At 73.2% G+C, this 15,869-nt stretch carries 15 protein-coding genes; 7 read left to right on the forward strand and 8 right to left on the reverse strand.

Annotation, left to right across the window (positions count from 1 at the left end; genetic code table 11):
- Both ACZ4UV_RS36315 and ACZ4UV_RS36320 read right to left on the reverse strand, forming a co-directional pair.
- Positions 1 to 642, reverse strand: coding sequence for an ABC transporter permease (locus ACZ4UV_RS36315; protein ID WP_351716871.1), 642 nt, complete (start codon positions 640 to 642; stop codon positions 1 to 3).
- Positions 639 to 1,676 carry an ABC transporter ATP-binding protein gene (locus tag ACZ4UV_RS36320; protein ID WP_451016165.1) on the reverse strand — a complete coding sequence of 346 codons (1,038 nt, stop codon included), beginning with the start codon at positions 1,674 to 1,676 and terminating at the stop codon, positions 639 to 641. The genes ACZ4UV_RS36315 and ACZ4UV_RS36320 overlap by 4 nt, the downstream gene beginning before the upstream one ends.
- Before the next feature lie 141 nt (positions 1,677 to 1,817).
- Here ACZ4UV_RS36320 and ACZ4UV_RS36325 point away from each other — a divergent pair, with 141 nt between their 5' ends.
- The 3 genes from ACZ4UV_RS36325 (at position 1,818) to ACZ4UV_RS36335 (ending at position 4,863) form a co-directional block, all read left to right on the forward strand.
- The gene (locus ACZ4UV_RS36325; RefSeq protein ID WP_467843775.1) at positions 1,818 to 3,326 is read left to right on the forward strand and encodes an aromatic amino acid ammonia-lyase; all 1,509 of its coding nucleotides are present in this window, start codon (positions 1,818 to 1,820) and stop codon (positions 3,324 to 3,326) included.
- On the forward strand, positions 3,323 to 4,165 hold the full coding sequence (locus tag ACZ4UV_RS36330) for a MurR/RpiR family transcriptional regulator (protein WP_451016163.1): 843 nt from the start codon (positions 3,323 to 3,325) through the stop codon (positions 4,163 to 4,165). Before ACZ4UV_RS36325 ends, ACZ4UV_RS36330 begins: the two co-directional genes overlap by 4 nt.
- A 95-nt stretch (positions 4,166 to 4,260) precedes the next feature.
- A complete protein-coding gene (locus ACZ4UV_RS36335; RefSeq protein WP_467843779.1) occupies positions 4,261 to 4,863 on the forward strand; it encodes a hypothetical protein in 603 nt (200 codons plus the stop codon).
- A gap of 7 nt (positions 4,864 to 4,870) precedes the next feature.
- On the opposite strand, the gene ACZ4UV_RS36340 is transcribed toward ACZ4UV_RS36335, so the two are convergent.
- The 5 genes from ACZ4UV_RS36340 to ACZ4UV_RS36360 form a co-directional block, all read right to left on the reverse strand.
- The gene (locus ACZ4UV_RS36340) at positions 4,871 to 5,245 is read right to left on the reverse strand and encodes a roadblock/LC7 domain-containing protein (RefSeq protein WP_181802458.1); all 375 of its coding nucleotides are present in this window, start codon (positions 5,243 to 5,245) and stop codon (positions 4,871 to 4,873) included.
- Positions 5,246 to 5,261: 16 nt separating this feature from the next.
- A complete protein-coding gene (locus ACZ4UV_RS36345) occupies positions 5,262 to 5,762 on the reverse strand; it encodes a roadblock/LC7 domain-containing protein (protein ID WP_351489283.1) in 501 nt (166 codons plus the stop codon).
- 31 nt (positions 5,763 to 5,793) lie between these two features.
- Entirely contained in the window at positions 5,794 to 6,582 is a 789-nt protein-coding gene (locus ACZ4UV_RS36350; protein ID WP_451016162.1) for a transcriptional regulator, read from the reverse strand.
- Positions 6,579 to 6,968: a hypothetical protein gene (locus ACZ4UV_RS36355; RefSeq protein ID WP_451016161.1), complete on the reverse strand. Its 390-nt coding sequence runs from the start codon at positions 6,966 to 6,968 to the stop codon at positions 6,579 to 6,581. The genes ACZ4UV_RS36350 and ACZ4UV_RS36355 overlap by 4 nt, the downstream gene beginning before the upstream one ends.
- A gap of 171 nt (positions 6,969 to 7,139) precedes the next feature.
- A complete protein-coding gene (locus tag ACZ4UV_RS36360; protein WP_467843784.1) occupies positions 7,140 to 8,522 on the reverse strand; it encodes a type III PLP-dependent enzyme domain-containing protein in 1,383 nt (460 codons plus the stop codon).
- A gap of 164 nt (positions 8,523 to 8,686) precedes the next feature.
- Here ACZ4UV_RS36360 and hutU point away from each other — a divergent pair, with 164 nt between their 5' ends.
- The 4 genes from hutU (at position 8,687) to hutI (ending at position 14,338) form a co-directional block, all read left to right on the forward strand.
- Positions 8,687 to 10,351, forward strand: coding sequence for a urocanate hydratase (gene hutU, locus ACZ4UV_RS36365; protein ID WP_451016159.1), 1,665 nt, complete (start codon positions 8,687 to 8,689; stop codon positions 10,349 to 10,351).
- 233 nt (positions 10,352 to 10,584) lie between these two features.
- Positions 10,585 to 11,787, forward strand: coding sequence for an allantoate amidohydrolase (locus tag ACZ4UV_RS36370; RefSeq protein ID WP_467843908.1), 1,203 nt, complete (start codon positions 10,585 to 10,587; stop codon positions 11,785 to 11,787).
- The gene (locus tag ACZ4UV_RS36375) at positions 11,784 to 13,124 is read left to right on the forward strand and encodes a formimidoylglutamate deiminase (RefSeq protein WP_451016158.1); all 1,341 of its coding nucleotides are present in this window, start codon (positions 11,784 to 11,786) and stop codon (positions 13,122 to 13,124) included. Before ACZ4UV_RS36370 ends, ACZ4UV_RS36375 begins: the two co-directional genes overlap by 4 nt.
- 35 nt (positions 13,125 to 13,159) lie before the next feature.
- On the forward strand, positions 13,160 to 14,338 hold the full coding sequence (gene hutI / locus ACZ4UV_RS36380) for an imidazolonepropionase (protein ID WP_451016157.1): 1,179 nt from the start codon (positions 13,160 to 13,162) through the stop codon (positions 14,336 to 14,338).
- A gap of 1 nt (position 14,339) precedes the next feature.
- Here the strand turns inward: hutI and ACZ4UV_RS36385 are convergent, their stop codons facing one another.
- Positions 14,340 to 15,845: an RICIN domain-containing protein gene (locus ACZ4UV_RS36385; RefSeq protein ID WP_451016156.1), complete on the reverse strand. Its 1,506-nt coding sequence runs from the start codon at positions 15,843 to 15,845 to the stop codon at positions 14,340 to 14,342.
- Between the last annotated feature and the right edge of the window lie 24 nt (positions 15,846 to 15,869).

Below are 15,869 nucleotides of genomic sequence, written 5' to 3' on the forward strand. Positions count from 1 at the left end.
TCAGGCTCGCCTCCGCCGCCACGGGGTCAGTACGTACTGGAGGGCCACCAGCAGGGCGTCCGCGACCACCGCGAGCAGGATCGTGAGGACCACACCCACGATCACCGGGGTCGGGAAGTCGCGTTGGAAGCCGTCGGTGAAGAGCTGGCCGAGGCCGCCGTCGCCGATGTAGGTGGCGACGCTCACCAGCGAGATGGACATGACCGTGGCGATCCGGACACCCGCCATGATCACGGGGAGGGCGAGCGGGAGTTCGACGGTGAGGAGGGTGCGCAGCGGGCGGGTGCCCATCGCCTTCGCCGCCTCCTTGGTCTTCGCGGGGACCGAGTCGAGGCCCTCGACCGTGTTCCGCAGCAGCACGACCAGCGTGTAGACGGTCAGGCCGATGACGGTCGTGGTCCGGGTCAGGCCGCTGACCGGGAGCAGCAGCACGAAGATCGCGATCGAGGGGATCGTGAAGAGTACGTTCGAGAGGCCGAGCAGGAAGCCGCGCAGCGGGCGGACCCGGTGGGCGACCACCGCGAGCGGCAGCGAGATCACCAGGCCGAAGAAGACGGCGGTCATGGCGGCCTGGAGGTGGGAGAGGGTGAGGCTGGTGAGGTCGTCGGTGTGGTCGCCGATCCACGACCAGTCGACGGTCATGCCGCCACCACCCGGGCCGCGCTGTGCGCCTGGCCGGCGTGCACGTGGATGTCGTCGCGGGACGAGACGCCGGTGAGGACCCCTTGGGCGTCCACCCGGGCGACGAGTCCGGTCGGGGAGGCGATCGACTCGTCGAGCGCCGCGAGCAGGGAGTCGTCGTCCGTCAGCGGCCGTACGGGGAGTTCGGCGTCCTTCGAGGCCCAGTGCAGGGGCTTGCCCGCCGGGTCGAGGACGAGGGTCCAGGCGCCGCTCTGGGGTGCCGGGCCCTGCGGGACGTCGGCGAGGGTCTGCAGGGAGAGCAGCTTCAGGCCCCGTTCCGCGCCGAGGAAGTCGGCCACGAAGTCGTCCGCGGGCCGGGCCAGCAGCTCGGCGGGCGGGGCGCACTGGACGAGGTGGCCGCCGGTGCGGAAGATCGCGATCCGGTCGCCGAGCCGGACGGCCTCGTCGACGTCGTGGGTGACGAAGACGATGGTCTTGTTCAACTCCTTCTGGAGCCGGAGCAGTTCGTCCTGGAGCTGGGTGCGCACCACCGGGTCGACCGCGCCGAACGGCTCGTCCATCAGCAGGACCGGCGGGTCGGCGGCGAGGGCGCGGGCCACGCCGACGCGCTGCTGCTGGCCGCCGGAGAGCTGGTGCGGGTAGCGCTTGCCGGCGTCTGCGGCGAGGCCGACGGTCTCCAGGAGTTCGGCGGCGCGGGCGCGGGCCTTCTTCCGGTTCCAGCCGAGCAGCAACGGGACGGTGGCGACGTTGTCCAGCACCGTGCGGTGCGGGAAAAGGCCGGCCTGCTGGATGACGTACCCGATGGACCGGCGCAGTTCGGCGGCGTCCTGCTCGGTGACGTCCTTGCCGTTCACCTTGATCGTGCCGGAGGTCGGCTCGACCATCCGGTTGATCATCCGCAGGGTGGTGGTCTTGCCGCAACCGGAGGAGCCGACCAGGACGGTGACCCCGCCCTCCGGCATCTCCAGGGAGAGATCGTGGACTGCTGTCGTGCCGTTGGGGAAGCGCTTGTGGACCGCATCGAACTGGATCATGAGATGTCCCTTGCCCGGCTGTATAACGTCATGCAGAGTTCTCGGTAGGTGAATAGGTTGTCAACGGTCTCGCGTTAATCCGAGGTAACGGATGACCGGTGGACAAGATCGGGTGTCCGGATTGAGGGAGGTTTGGGCGTGATGTCGTCTCGTATCTTGGACACTCCTGGAATAGCGCATTCCGGCCTGGTGGTCCTCGACGGCATCGGCATGGGCGTCGAGGACGTCGTACGCCTCGCCGACGGCACCGCCCGCCCGGTCCCGGGCACCGAGGCGATGCGCCGCGCGGAGGAGTCCTGGAACGCCGCCCGGCAGATCGCCGCGACCGGCCGCGTCTACGGCCGTTCCACCGGCGTCGGCGCCAACCGGAACGAGGACGTGCCCACCGAGGCCGCCGCCGGGCACGGACTGCGGCTGCTGCGCAGCCACGCCGGGGCGATCGGCGACGAACTGCCTGCCCGCCAGGTCCGCGCGATGCTCGCGGTGCGCGCCAACCAGCTGCTCGCCGGCGGTGCCGGACTGCGGCCGAGCGTGGTCACCGCCCTGTGCGAGGCGCTGGAGGCCGGCGCCCACCCGATCGTCAACGAGTTCGGCTCGGTCGGCACCGGGGACATCGCGGCGCTGGCCCAGATGGGCCTCGCGCTGGCGGGGGAGCACCCCTGGCGGGGCACCGGGGCGCCGGCGGCCCAGCCGCTGGACAACAACGACGCCCTCGCCCTGATCAGCAGCAACGCTCTCACGCTCGGCCAGTCGGCGCTCGCCCTGCACGAGCTGCGCGGGCTGATCGAGGCCACCCAGGTGGTGGCGGCCCTGTCGCTGCTGGCCGTCGACGGCTCCCACGAGGCGTTCGCGGCGCCCGTCCACGCGGCCCGCCCGCACCGGGGCAGTGTCGAGGTCGCCCGCCGGATGCGGGAGCTGATCGGCGCCGCCGACCGGCCGACCCCGCCGCTCGGCCGGATCCAGGACCCCTACGGCTTCCGCTGCCTGCCCCAGATCCACGGCCCGGCCCACGACGCCGCCGACGCCCTGGAGCAGGTCCTCGCCGTCGAGATCAACGCGGCCGCCGAGAACCCCCTGATCTCCGCCGAGGACCTGGCCGCCTACCACCACGGCGGCTTCTACCAGGCCCAGCTCGCCCTCGCCCTGGACCACTTCCGGCTCGCCCTCACCCAGGTCGCGCGCCTGTCCACCTCCCGCCTCTCCTCCCTCAACGAGCCCGCCTTCACCCGCCTGCGCCCCTTCCTCGCCGACCAGGAGCCCGCCTCCTCCGGCGTGATGATCCTGGAGTACGCCGCCGGCGCCGCCCTCGGCGACCTGCGCGCCTTCTCCGCGCCCGCCTCCCTCGGGCACGCTGTACTCTCCCGAGGCGTCGAGGAGCAGGCCAGTTTCGCCTCGCTCGCCGCCCGTCAAACGCTGCGCGCCTGCCGTGCGTACCGTCTGGTGGTCGGCTGCGAACTCGTCGCCGCCGTACGGGCGCTGCGCCAGCGCGAGCTGCGTCCCGACCCCGGGCTCGGGGCCGGGCGGGCGCTGGAGCTCGCCGAGGCGGCGCTGGAGGCGGACCCGGCCGACCGGCCGCTCACGGACGACGTCACCGCGGCGGCCGGGCTGCTCGACCGGTTCACGGACATCTGGAGGGGGAGCACGTCATGAACGTGACCGACAGCCCTGCGACTCGCTTGCAGGCGCTCTTCGAAGGGCACCGGCTCACGCCGACCCAGCGGCGCATCGCGCACAGCATGGTGCGGCGCGCCGCCGACGTGCCCTTCCTGTCCAGCGTGGAGCTGGCCGAACTGGCCGGGGTCAGCCAGCCCTCCGTCACCCGGTTCGCGGTCGCCCTCGGCTTCGACGGCTACCCGGCGCTGCGCAGGCACCTGCGCGAGGTGGTCCCCGCCGAACAGGCGGCCGGCAACGGGTCGTACAACGAGTACCAGCAGGCCGTCGAGGCCGAGATCGAGAACCTGAGGCACCTCGCCGAGGTGCTCGCCGACCCGCGCCCGGTGCAGCAGGCCGGCCGGCTGCTCGCCGCCTCCCGGCCGCTGCCGGTGCTCGGACTGCGCGCCGCCGCCTCGCAGGCGTACGGCTTCGCCTACTTCGCCGCCAAGGTGCATCCGGACGTACGGCTGCTCAACGAGGGCGGCACGATGATCCACGACCGCATCGACGCGGCCGTCCTCGCCGGGGCCTCGGCGCTGCTGTGCTTCGCGCTGCCCCGGCATCCGCGCGAGGTCGTCGACACCCTCGGGTACGCGAAGGAGGCCGGGCTGACCGTCGTGACCGTCGCCGACTCCGCCTTCGCGCCCGTCGCCAAGGTCTCCGACCTGCTGCTGCCGGCCGCCGTCGGCACCGGGCTCGCCTTCGACACCGCGTGTGCGCCGATGCTGCTCGGCCGGGTGCTCCTGGAGGCGATGTGCGACGACCTGCCGGACGCGCAGGCCCGCCTGGAGGAGTTCGACACGCGGGCGGCGGCGCGGGGGCTGTTCGTCGAGTGAACCCGCACCGAGAGGTTCTTTAAGACTCGTCTCACGTTCGCTGGTTAGCGTCCCGCCATACGGACTGGACCGACACCGGCGAGGAGGCTGCGGACATGGCGCGTGCGGGACGAGAGGGGCGCGGCGGACAGGGCCTGGCCCGGGTGGCCGTGGTCGTACGGGCCGGGGCCGCGCCGCTGTGGTGGTCCGGGGTGTTCGCCGCGGGCGTCGGGGTGCTGCCGCCGGGGTTCACCGGCCGTCGCATCGGCGTCATGGCCGGGGCCGCGCTGTTCATCATCGGCGCCGCGGTCGTGGCGCTCACCCGCCGCAAGCGGTACACCGCCCTCGCCCACGGGGCCGCCCGGGCCGGCAAGCACGACGTGCTCCAGGACCGGGCGGTGACCGTGCGGAACTGGCGCCGGGGGCACCGCTGGTGGCTGCTGCTGGCCTTCGCCGTCGCCCTCGGCTCGGCCTTCGTGGTGCCCGCGGCGGGCGGCATGCTGCTCGCCGGGACCGGCACCGGGCTGCGCCTGAAGGCGGCCTGGCTGGGCCGCCGGGAGAAGACCGGCGAACAGCTGCTCTGGCTGCGCGTCGACTGGCTCGACAAGCGCGGCGGCCGCCCGGTCGGCAAGGGCGTCAAGGCCTACCGCGGTACCGGCATCGCGGCGGGCGACGCGGCCCCGGGCGGGGCCCGCCGCCGCACCGCGGCACTGGTCTGAAGGTCGCCTAGACCTCCAGGTCCTCTTCGATCCGCTTCAGCTGGTGGCGGGCCATCGCCAGGTTGGCGCGGGACTGGTCGAGCACCAGGTAGAGGAAGAGGCCGTTGCCGCCCCGGCCCTTGAGCAGCCGGATCAGGTGGTACTGGTTGGAGAGCGTGATCAGGATGTCCTCGATCTCGCCCTTGAGGCCGAGGTGCTCCATCGTGCGCATCTTGGCCCGGATCACGTCGGTGTTGCCGGCCGCGGCCACGTTCAGGTCGAAGGACTTGCTGCCGCCCATCGTGCCCAGCGCCATCCCGCTGGTGTAGTCGACGAGCGCCACGCCGGTGGCGCCCTCGATGGAGGTGAGGCACTCTTTCAGCGCGGTTTCGGTGTTGGCCATGACTTTCTGGTTCCTTTCAACTGTCGGTTGCAGTGCGCGCGTCGGTGGTGGTGCTGGTGCGTGGCGTGCGCGTGGTTCTGGTCCGTGTGGCTGTGCTGCGGGCCGGGCGCAGGGCCTTGGCGGCGGCCTCGGCGGCGTCGACCGTCTCGCCGATCCGGGCGGCTGCCCGGCGGCCCTCCAGGTGGAGCCGGCCGACGTTCACCCGGTCCTCGGCGAGCAGGGTGAGCACGGCGCTGCGGCCGGCGGCGTAGGTGGCGACATAGCCGTCCTCGCCGCGCACCAGCAGCTCCCTGAGCTCGCCCTTGCCGGTGGCGTCGGAGACCCGGACGGCGACACCGAGCTCGGCCGCGGTGAGCGCGGCGAGGCCCTCCGGATCGACGCCCGGGCAGTCGTGGGCGACGACCAGGCCGTCGACACCGGCCGCGAGGGCGCCGGTGAGCTGGGGCATCCGGGTGCGTAACCGGCGCAGTTCGTCGAGGACGGCCTCTCTGTCGGAGCTGCCGGGTTCTGCCGCCATCAGCTGTCTCCTCTCGGCGGGGCGGTGCCGTTCAAAGGGCCTCCAGCGCATCCCTGAGCCTCTTCAGCAGCGCGATGTCGGGGTCGGTGACCGGGGGAAGCGGGGGCGGGACGGGCGCGGTGTTCCTCGGGGCGAGGAGTCCGGCCGCCGCCAGCCGCCGTACGTCCACCAGCGTGTGGAAGGCCGGTCTGCCCAGCTCCCGGGCGATCTGCGGGGCCGTGCGGACGCCGTCCACCCGGGCCAGGACCGCCCGCTGCCGGGGGGTGACCGGCGGTGGTGCGACGGGGTCGGCGCGGATCAGCGGGGCGCCGTCCGCCGACGGGTCGGGCCAGATGCGGTGCAGCAGCTCGCGGCGGCGCAGCGTCTCGCGCTCCAGGTCGGTGACGGGCACGGCACGCAACGGGCCGGCGACGGCGGTGCCGTACCGGAACCGGCCCGGGGTGCTGCTGGGCGCCAGCGCGAAGTACCCGGCGTCGTACAGGGCGCTGAGCCGGCACAGCTCCAGGGCGCCCCTCGGGAGCAGGCCGGCGGTGAGCAGCCGGTGGGTCGCGGCGGGTATGTCGTCGGTCCAGGGCCAGGCCGCCGCGTCGAGCGTGCCGTGGGCCGTGAGGAGCACGTCGAGGCCGGGGGCGAGCGGGCTCTCGGCGTGCACCACGCGGCCCTCGGCCAGGTGCAGGGTGCCGTGCTCGCGGACCAGGACTCCGGTGGCCCGCTCCTCGGCGAGGCGTATCAGCATCGGGGAGAGCGCGCCGGGCACTCTCTCGTGCAGGGCCGTGCGGTCCCGGACCGGCAGCGGCGGCGGTGTCTCGACCACGGTCATCCCAGCACCAGCCGCTCGGCCATCTCGCCGAGCCGGATCCGGGCGAGGGCGAGATTGCCGTCCTCGCGGGTCAGCCACAGGTGCAGGAACACGGTGGCGTCGAAGGACGTGACCACGAACCGCAGCAGGTGGTAGCTGTCCCGGTTGCTGACGATCAGGTCCTCCACCGGAGGACTCACCTCGATGTCGTCCTCGGTGCTGAACGCCCCGTGCTCGGCGGCCAGCCGGGCCAGCTCGGCGGCCTCCGCGGCGGTGGTCTCGTGGTCACCGCCGGGCGCCTCCCCGACCGTGCCCAGGGCCAGTCCGCTGGTCCAGTCGACCAGCGCGGCGCCCCGGGCACCGGGCAGGCGCATCGCTTCGAGTAAGCACTCGTCGATTCCGGGCACCGTGGCTCCCCTCCCGCCGCGTGGCTCTCCGGTTGAGTGACGCAGACACTACGCAACGTGTGCGGGAGGGGTGAGTCCTTTGGCATTTTCCAGTGGAACGTGCTTCCGGCAGGCTAGTGTTGGTCAACTGAGCTGCTTTTCGCACCAGTTGATCCCCCTGTCCGGGGTGTCTCAACGGCTCTCGGTTGCGCGCAGGGTGGTGAGCGCGTCGGCGTGCGCCCCTCCGGATTCGGCCACGACCTCGGCGACCGTCTGCGGCTCCCGTACGACGGCGAACGCCACGCCCCCGTCGCCGTCCGGTACGAAGCCGTAAACCCCTGGCCGGGCAAGGGAGTTGTAGGAGTAGTGGCTGCCGAAGTAGTACGCCCCGGTGTCCAGCGCCGCCGCGAGGTCCCCTTGCTCCAGTGGCGGCAGCACGCGCCCCTCGGCGAGCAGGTCGCCCGCGAAACAGGCCGGCCCCGCCACGTCCTGCACCACCGGCGCCCCCTCCTTGGGCCGCCCCTTCGCGTCGTACGCGGCGATCCGGAGCGGCCACGCCCCCGGCACGTACACCGTCCGCGGCGCCACCTGGACCCCCGCATGGGTCACCGCGATCCGCCGCCCGCCGGAGCTCTTCGCGTACTCCACCCGGGCCACCACCGTGCCGTGCCGGGCCAGCAGCGACCGCCCGAACTCCGTCACCAGCCCGTACCGCCCGCCGAACAGCCCCGGCACCGCCTCCGCCAGCAGCCGCGCGTACTGCGCGTGCGTCGGCTCCGTCACCTCGGAGGCGAAGTTGACCGAAAGCCCGCCCCCGATGTCGAGGGTGTCGACCTGATGCCGCCCGACGCGCGCGTTGATCTCCTCGGCCAGCGCGTACGTCTCCGCCACGCCCCGCGCCAGCAGCGACAGCGAGATCCCTTGCGACCCGGTGTGCGCGTGCAGCCGGGTCAGCCACGGCCGCTCCGTGAACGCCCGGACGACCCACTCCCGGGCCCCTTCGTCCCGCAGCCCCACCCCGAACTTCGAGGTCGCGGTCGCGGTGGAGGTGGCCCCGATGGTCCCGGCCCCGATCTGCGGGTTCACCCGGATCCCGAGCGGCGAACGGGTGGGGCCGGCGTGTCGGAACGCGTCGATCCTGGTGAGCTCCTGCGGGTTGTCCGCGTTCACGGCGACGCCCAGCGCCAGCGCCTCGCGCAGCTCCGCCGACGTCTTCGCGGGCGCGTCGAACACGATCCGCTCCGCCGGCACCCCGGCCGCCCGTGCCAGCGCCAGCTCGCCCGCGCTCGCCACCTCGGCGCCCAGGCCGGCCCCGGCCAGCAGCCGCACCACCGGGACCAGCGGGTTCGCCTTCACCGCGAAGGCGTGCAGGATCGCGGTGCCGGGCGCCGCGACCGCCTCGAAAGCCCGGCGCAGCTCCGCGGCCGACGCGCGGATGCCCGCCACGTCCAGCAGGCCTACGATCGGCGCGTCCGGCCCCAGCAGTCCCTGCTCCACCGCCGCCCGCACGGCGTCGTCCCGCCGCCCGACCCGCTCTCCGTCGTCCCCGTGTCCGTCCACGGCATCCCCCGACATGTCGTCGTGCACACCCTTAAGACCCATAAGTCCAGCCAAACATCCGGAACGCGGCAGCGCTGCCGGTCCCATGTATTGACTAGTTCTATTCAGCGAGCCAGGATGTGAATAACCGCAGGAACACTTCGCTGGCCGTTGATCCCTGATCCGCTAGGAGGCAGACCATGTCAGGACCCCGCCCCGTACGAGCACCGCGCGGTACGGAACTGAGCGCCCTGGGATGGCAGCAGGAAGCCGCCCTGCGGATGCTGCAGAACAACCTGGACCCCGAGGTCGCCGAGCACCCCGACAAGCTCGTCGTCTACGGCGGCACCGGCAAGGCCGCCCGCGACTGGCGCTCCTTCGACGCGATGGTCCGCACGCTGAAGACCCTCAAGCAGGACGAGACCATGCTGGTCCAGTCCGGTCGCCCGGTCGGCGTCATGCAGACCCACGAATGGGCCCCGCGCGTCCTCATCGCCAACTCCAACCTCGTCGGCGACTGGGCCAACTGGGAGGAGTTCCGCCGCCTGGAGGCCCTCGGCCTGACCATGTACGGCCAGATGACCGCCGGCTCCTGGATCTACATCGGCACCCAGGGCATCCTCCAGGGCACCTACGAGACCTTCGCCGCCGTCGCCGCCAAGAAGTTCAACGGCACCCTCGCCGGGACCATCACCCTCACCGCCGGCCTCGGCGGCATGGGCGGCGCCCAGCCCCTCGCGGTCACCATGAACGACGGCGTCGCGATCTGCATCGACTGCGACCCGCGCGCCATCGAGCGCCGCATCGAGCACCGCTACCTCGACGTGAAGGCCGACAGCCTGGAGCACGCCCTCCAGCTGGCCACCGAGGCCCGTGACGCCCGCCGCCCGCTCTCCATCGGCCTGCTGGGCAACGCGGCCGAGCTGCTGCCGCGGATGCTCGCCGAGGGCGCCCCGATCGACATCGTCACCGACCAGACCTCCGCCCACGACCCGCTGTCGTACCTGCCGGTCGGCGTCGCCTTCGAGGACATGGCCGACGCCGCCGCCAAGGACCCGGCCGGCTTCACCACCCGCGCCCGTGAGTCCATGGCCCGCCACGTCGAGGCCATGGTCGGCTTCATGGACGCCGGCGCCGAGGTCTTCGACTACGGCAACTCCATCCGCGGCGAGGCGCAACTGGCCGGATACGACCGGGCGTTCGCCTTCCCCGGCTTCGTCCCCGCCTACATCCGACCGCTCTTCTGCGAGGGCAAGGGCCCCTTCCGGTGGGCGGCCCTGTCCGGCGACCCCGCCGACATCGCCAAGACCGACCGGGCGATCCTCGACCTCTTCCCGGAGAACGAGTCCCTCGCCCGCTGGATCAAGATGGCCGGCGAGCGGGTCCAGTTCCAGGGGCTGCCCGCGCGGATCTGCTGGCTCGGGTACGGCGAGCGGGACAAGGCCGGCGACCGGTTCAACGACATGGTGGCGAGCGGGGAGCTGGCGGCACCGCTGGCCATCGGGCGTGACCACCTCGACGCCGGATCGGTCGCCTCGCCGTACCGCGAGACCGAGGCCATGCTCGACGGCTCCGACGCGATCGCCGACTGGCCGCTGCTGAACGCGATGGTCAACGTGGCGTCGGGTGCGTCCTGGGTCTCCATCCACCACGGCGGCGGGGTCGGCATGGGCCGGTCCATCCACGCGGGCCAGGTGACGGTCGCCGACGGCACGAAGCTGGGCGGCGAGAAGATCCGCCGGGTCCTGACCAACGACCCCGGCATGGGTGTCATCCGGCACGTGGACGCGGGGTACGACATCGCGGAGTCGGTTGCCGAGGAGCGCGGGGTTCGGGTGCCGATGCGCGAGGGTGACGACGCGTGACGAAGGGCGGGGACTCTTCGATGGAGGCCGAGGTCTCGTCGCCGGCTGCGGGTGCGGCTGTGCCCACCCGCCCCCACTCTCAACTTCGTTCGAGCGGGGGGACCCCCATCGCCCTGCGGAACGACTGCCCACAGCCTGTGCGGGGCGAGGGCGCGCAGCCTGAGCAGCCTGTGCGGGGCGAGGGCGTGCAGCCCGGTGCCACGCCGGTCGGCGGTGCGGCCTCCTTCCACGCCATGTGGCGGGAGCTGGTGCCCGTCGGCCGGCACCCCGACTCCCGCGGTTACCGGCGTTTCGCGTGGACCGGGGCCGATGCCGACTGCAGGGCCTGGTTCCGGGAGCAGGCCGAGGGGCGTGGGCTGGCGTACGAGGTCGACCGGAACGGGAACCAGTGGGCCTGGCTCGGGGACCCGTCGGCCGGGGATGCCGTCGTCACCGGGTCGCATCTGGACTCCGTCCCGGACGGCGGGGCCTTCGACGGTCCCCTCGGTGTCGTGTCCTCCTTCGCCGCGCTCGACGAACTCCGGGGGCGAGGGGTGGCGTTCACCCGGCCCCTCGCCGTCGTCAACTTCGGTGACGAGGAGGGCGCCCGGTTCGGGCTCGCCTGTGTCGGGTCCCGGCTGACCGCGGGGCACCTGACCGTCGAGCAGGCCCACCGGCTCACCGACGGCGACGGCATCACGCTGCCGCAGGCCATGGAAGCCGCCGGCTACGATCCCGACGCCATCGGGCCCGACCCCGAGCGGCTCGCGCGCATCGGTGCCTTCGTCGAACTGCACGTCGAACAGGGCCGGGCGCTGGACCTGTCCGGCGACCGGGTCGGCATCGCCAGTGCCATCTGGCCGCACGGCCGCTGGCGGTTCGACTTCCGCGGCGAGGCCAACCACGCGGGCACGACGCGGCTGGTGGACCGGCGCGACCCCATGCTGTCGTACGCCGAGACCGTGCTCGCCGCCCGCCGTGAGGCCGAACTCGCCGGTGCCGTCGCCACCTTCGGCAAGATCGCCGTCGAGCCGAACGGCGTCAACGCCATCCCCTCCCTGGTACGCGGCTGGCTCGACTCCCGCGCCGCCGACCAGGCCACCCTCGACACCGTCGTCGGCGGCATCGAGAAGGCCGCCCGGGAGTACGCGGAGGCGCACGGCATCGACCTGGACGTGGTCCGCGAGTCGTTCACGCCGGTCGTCGAGTTCGACCACGCCCTGCGGGACGAGCTGGGGCGCCTTCTCGGCCGGGACACCGGTCTCACCGTGCCCGTCCTGGGTACCGGTGCCGGACACGACGCCGGGATCCTCTCCGGGAGCATCCCGACCGCCATGCTGTTCGTGCGCAACCCCACCGGCGTCTCGCACTCCCCGGCCGAGTTCGCGGCCGAGGACGACTGCGTGGCCGGGGTGAGCGCGCTCGCCGACGTACTGGAAGGGCTGGCCTGCGGGTGACGACACGGACGACGTACTGGTTGGAGCATGCCTGGCTGGACACGCACGTCGAGCCGGGTGTCGCCGTGGAGGTGGCCGACGGCCGGATCACGGCGGTCCGCACCGAGGTGCCCGTGCCGCCGCCGGGTTCCGAGGTGCTGCGCGGCCTCACCCTCCCCGGCCTGGCGAACGCCCACTCGCACGCCTTCCACCGTGCCCTGCGCGGCACCGTCCAGGTCGGCTCCGGGACCTTCTGGACCTGGCGCGAGCTGATGTACGCCTTCGCCGACCAGCTGACCCCGGAGACCTACCACGCGCTCGCCCGCGCGGTGTACGCCGAGATGGTGCTGGCGGGCGTCTCCTGCGTCGGCGAGTTCCACTACGTCCACCACGCCCCCGGCGGCACCCCGTACGCCGACCCCAACGCCATGGGCGAGGCGCTGATCGCGGCGGCCGCCGACGCCGGGATCCGCATCACCCTCCTCGACACCGCCTACCTGTCCTCGGGCTTCGGCGAGCCGCCCAACACCCACCAGCTGCGCTTCTCCGACGGCAGCGCGGAGGCCTGGGCCGAACGCTGTTCAGTTCTCAAGGAACGGGATCACGCACGGATCGGGGCGGCGATCCACTCCGTACGGGCCGTGCCCGCCGGGCAGTTGGCGACCGTGGCCGGCTGGGCCGAGGAGCGGCGGGCCCCGCTCCATGTGCACCTGTCCGAGCAGACGGCGGAGAACGACGCCTGCCAGGCCGCCCACGGCTGCACACCCACTCGGCTGCTCGCCGACCACGGCGTCCTCGGCCCGCGCACCACGGGCGTCCACAACACCCACCTGACCGACGAGGACATCGCGCTGCTCGGCGGCTCCGGCACCGGCACCTGCATGTGCCCGACCACCGAGCGCGACCTGGCCGACGGCATCGGACCGGCCGTCGCCCTGCAGCGCGCGGGCTCGTCGCTCTCCCTCGGCTCCGACAGCCACGCCGTCATCGACCTGCTCGAAGAGGCCCGCGCGATGGAGCTGAACGAGCGGCTGCGCACCCGCACCCGGGGCCACTGGACCGCTGCCGCCCTGCTGCGCGCCGCCTCCGCCGACGGGCACGCCGCCCTCGGCTGGGACGACGCGGGCGCCATCGAGACCGGCATGCTCGCCGATCTCACCACGATCGCCCTGGACTCGGTCAGAACGGCAGGACCGCTGCCGCGGCTCGGCGCCGAGACGGCCGTATTCGCGGCGACCGCGGCGGACGTACGGCACACGGTCGTCGGAGGCCGTCACGTCGTACGGGACGGCGTGCACACCCTCGTACCCGATGTGCCACAGGCCCTCGCGCGGGCCGTCGAAGCCCTGCGCGCCTGACGACCAGCCCACCCAAGGACTCCGACGAGGACGCCATGAGCAGCAGCACCGCCATCACCAACATCGCCACGCTGGTCACCAACGACCCCTCCCTCGGTGACAACTCCCCTCTCGGTCTGATCCAGGACGCGGCCGTCGTCATCGAGGACGACCGCGTCGTGTGGACCGGTGAGTCAAGCAAAGCACCCGCCACTGACAACCGGGTCGACGCGGGCGGCCGGGCGGTGCTGCCGGGCTTCGTGGACTCCCACTCCCACCTGGTCTTCGCGGGTGACCGCACCCAGGAGTTCAACGCCCGCATGTCCGGCCGCTCCTACACGGCGGGCGGCATCCGGACGACCGTCGCGGCCACCCGCGCCGCCACCGACGAGGAGCTGGAGCGGAACCTCACGCACTACCTCGCCGAGGCCCTCCGCCAGGGCACCACCACCTTCGAGACGAAGTCCGGCTACGGCCTGACGGTCGCCGACGAGTCCCGCGCCCTGCGCATCGCGGCGCGGCACACCGACGAAGTGACGTACCTGGGCGCCCACATCGTCTCGCCCGACCACGCCGACGACCCGGCCGCCTACGTCGACCTCGTCACCGGCGAGATGCTCGACGCCTGCGCCCCCTACGCCCGCTGGATCGACGTCTTCTGCGAGAAGGGCGCCTTCGACGGCGACCAGGCCCGGACGATCCTCACCGCGGGCAAGGCCAAGGGCCTGACCCCGCGCATCCACGCGAACCAGCTCTCCTACGGCCCCGGCGTCCAGCTCGCCGTGGAACTCGACGCGGCCAGCGCCGACCACTGCACCCACCTCACGGCAGCGGACGTGGACGCCCTCGCCAACAGCCGGACCGTCGCCACCCTTCTGCCCGGTGCCGAGTTCTCCACCCGCGCCGAATGGCCCGACGCCCGCCTCCTCCTCGACGCCGGCGCGACGGTCGCCCTCTCCACCGACTGCAACCCCGGCTCGTCCTTCACCTCCTCCGTCCCCTTCTGCATCGCCCTGGCCGTGCGGGACATGCACATGACCCCCGACGAGGCGGTCTGGTCGGCGACGGCGGGCGGCGCGGCGGCCCTGCGCAGGGACGACATCGGCCGCCTGAGTCCCGGCGCCTACGCCGACCTGCTCCTCCTGGACGCCCCGAGCCATGTCCATCTGGCGTACCGGCCGGGGGTGCCGCTGGTCAGCGGGGTGTGGCGGAAGGGCGTACGGGTCGCCGGCTGAGTCAGCCCGCCCCCGCCCGCCAGCGCTGGCCCGTGCCGTCGTTCACCGGGTCCAGGGAGAGCTGGTCGTCGCCGGACGGGGTGAGCGCCGTCTCGAGGGCTATTTCCGGGCGGATCTCGCCGTCGGGGGTCACGGTGAAGCGGAGGTTGTCGCCGTGGTCGCCGTCCACCGAGTCGCAGCTCCAGATGCCGACGCCCTTGTCGACCGAACCCCGGCTGTCCAGGCAGAAGTCGGGGTCCGCGGCGGACTGCAGGACGCCCCGGTCCAGGTCGACCCGCCAGCGCTGGGCGGCGGAGCCGGAGCAGGGGGCCGTGATGACGTCGGTGCCGTTGTCGAAGTCGCCGTCGCGGACGTCCAGGCAGCGGGCGGTGGCGAGGTTCACGACCTGGGCGTAGGACGTTCCCGGCGGTTTGGGTTTGGGTTTGGGGCTGGGGGAGGGGGTGGGGCTTGCGGACGGGGTCGGGGTATGTGACATAGCACTGGCACTGGGCGTGGCGGAGACACCGGACGGCGTCGGCGAGACGGTCGCCGTGGCCGTCACCGTCACCTGGGGGCTCGGTGGCGGCGGGGTCGCGGCGGCCGGGTCGGGGGCATGGCTGTCCCGGTGGGCCAGCAGGACCAGCAGCAGCGGTACCAGGGCCACGCCCAGCGCCGTGGAGGTCAGGAGCAGGCGCCGCGACGGCTGGCGGCGCTGCCGGGGCGAGGCGGGGTCGGCGAGTGGTGCCGGCGGGGCTTCGTGACGTGCGTACGCCGTTCCGGCCCAGGGCAGCAGGCCCTCCGCCAGGGTCTCGCGCGGGGCGTCCCGGAGCGCGGTGAGGTCCTCGAACGCGGCCGTGCAGTGCGGGCAGTGGGCCATGTGCGCGTGCAGGTCCGGGCTGTGGCGGGGGTTCTCCGGGCGGACCGACTCCTCGATCAGGCGGCGGAAGTCCGCGCAGCGCGGGTCGTCGGAGGCGGCCAGGCGGCTGCGGAGGCAGGCCTGGGCCAGGGACTGCAGGGCGGGCGGGGTGTCGTACCGGAGGTCCTCGGGGGTCAGGCCGAGACAGGTGGCGGTCCGCTCGGCGGGCTCCTGGTCCAGCACGCCGTACCAGATCAGGCCCTGGGTGCGGGACGGCAGGGACTGGAACGCCGGGAGCAGAGGCGGGGTCGGGCCGCCGGGGGCACCGGAGGAGTTCAGGACCAGCAGGAGGGTGGGGTCCAGGGCGGCGGAGTGTTCGTCGCCGGACCAGCCTGCGGCCAGCCGGGCGGTGAGCAGGAGCAGGTGGTGGCGGAGGGGTACGACCGGCTCGGCGCCGCGCGCGATGTCGCGGGCGGCGGTGGTGAAGGTCTGCGCGGCGAGCCGGCGGGCCGCCGCGTCGCCGGCCGTGCAGAGGCGGGCGTAGGCGAGCACGGCCGGGTGGTGGCGGGCCCGGAGTTCCTGGAGGGCGGGGTAGGCGGTGGGGGTGGGGGTGCGCAGGAGCTCGGTCAGGCGGGTGTCCGAGGGTGGACCGCCCTGGATGTCCTCGACCATCGTGCACCCCTTCTCGCGGGCCGT

This window comes from Streptomyces sp. NPDC028289, from assembly GCF_055565975.1.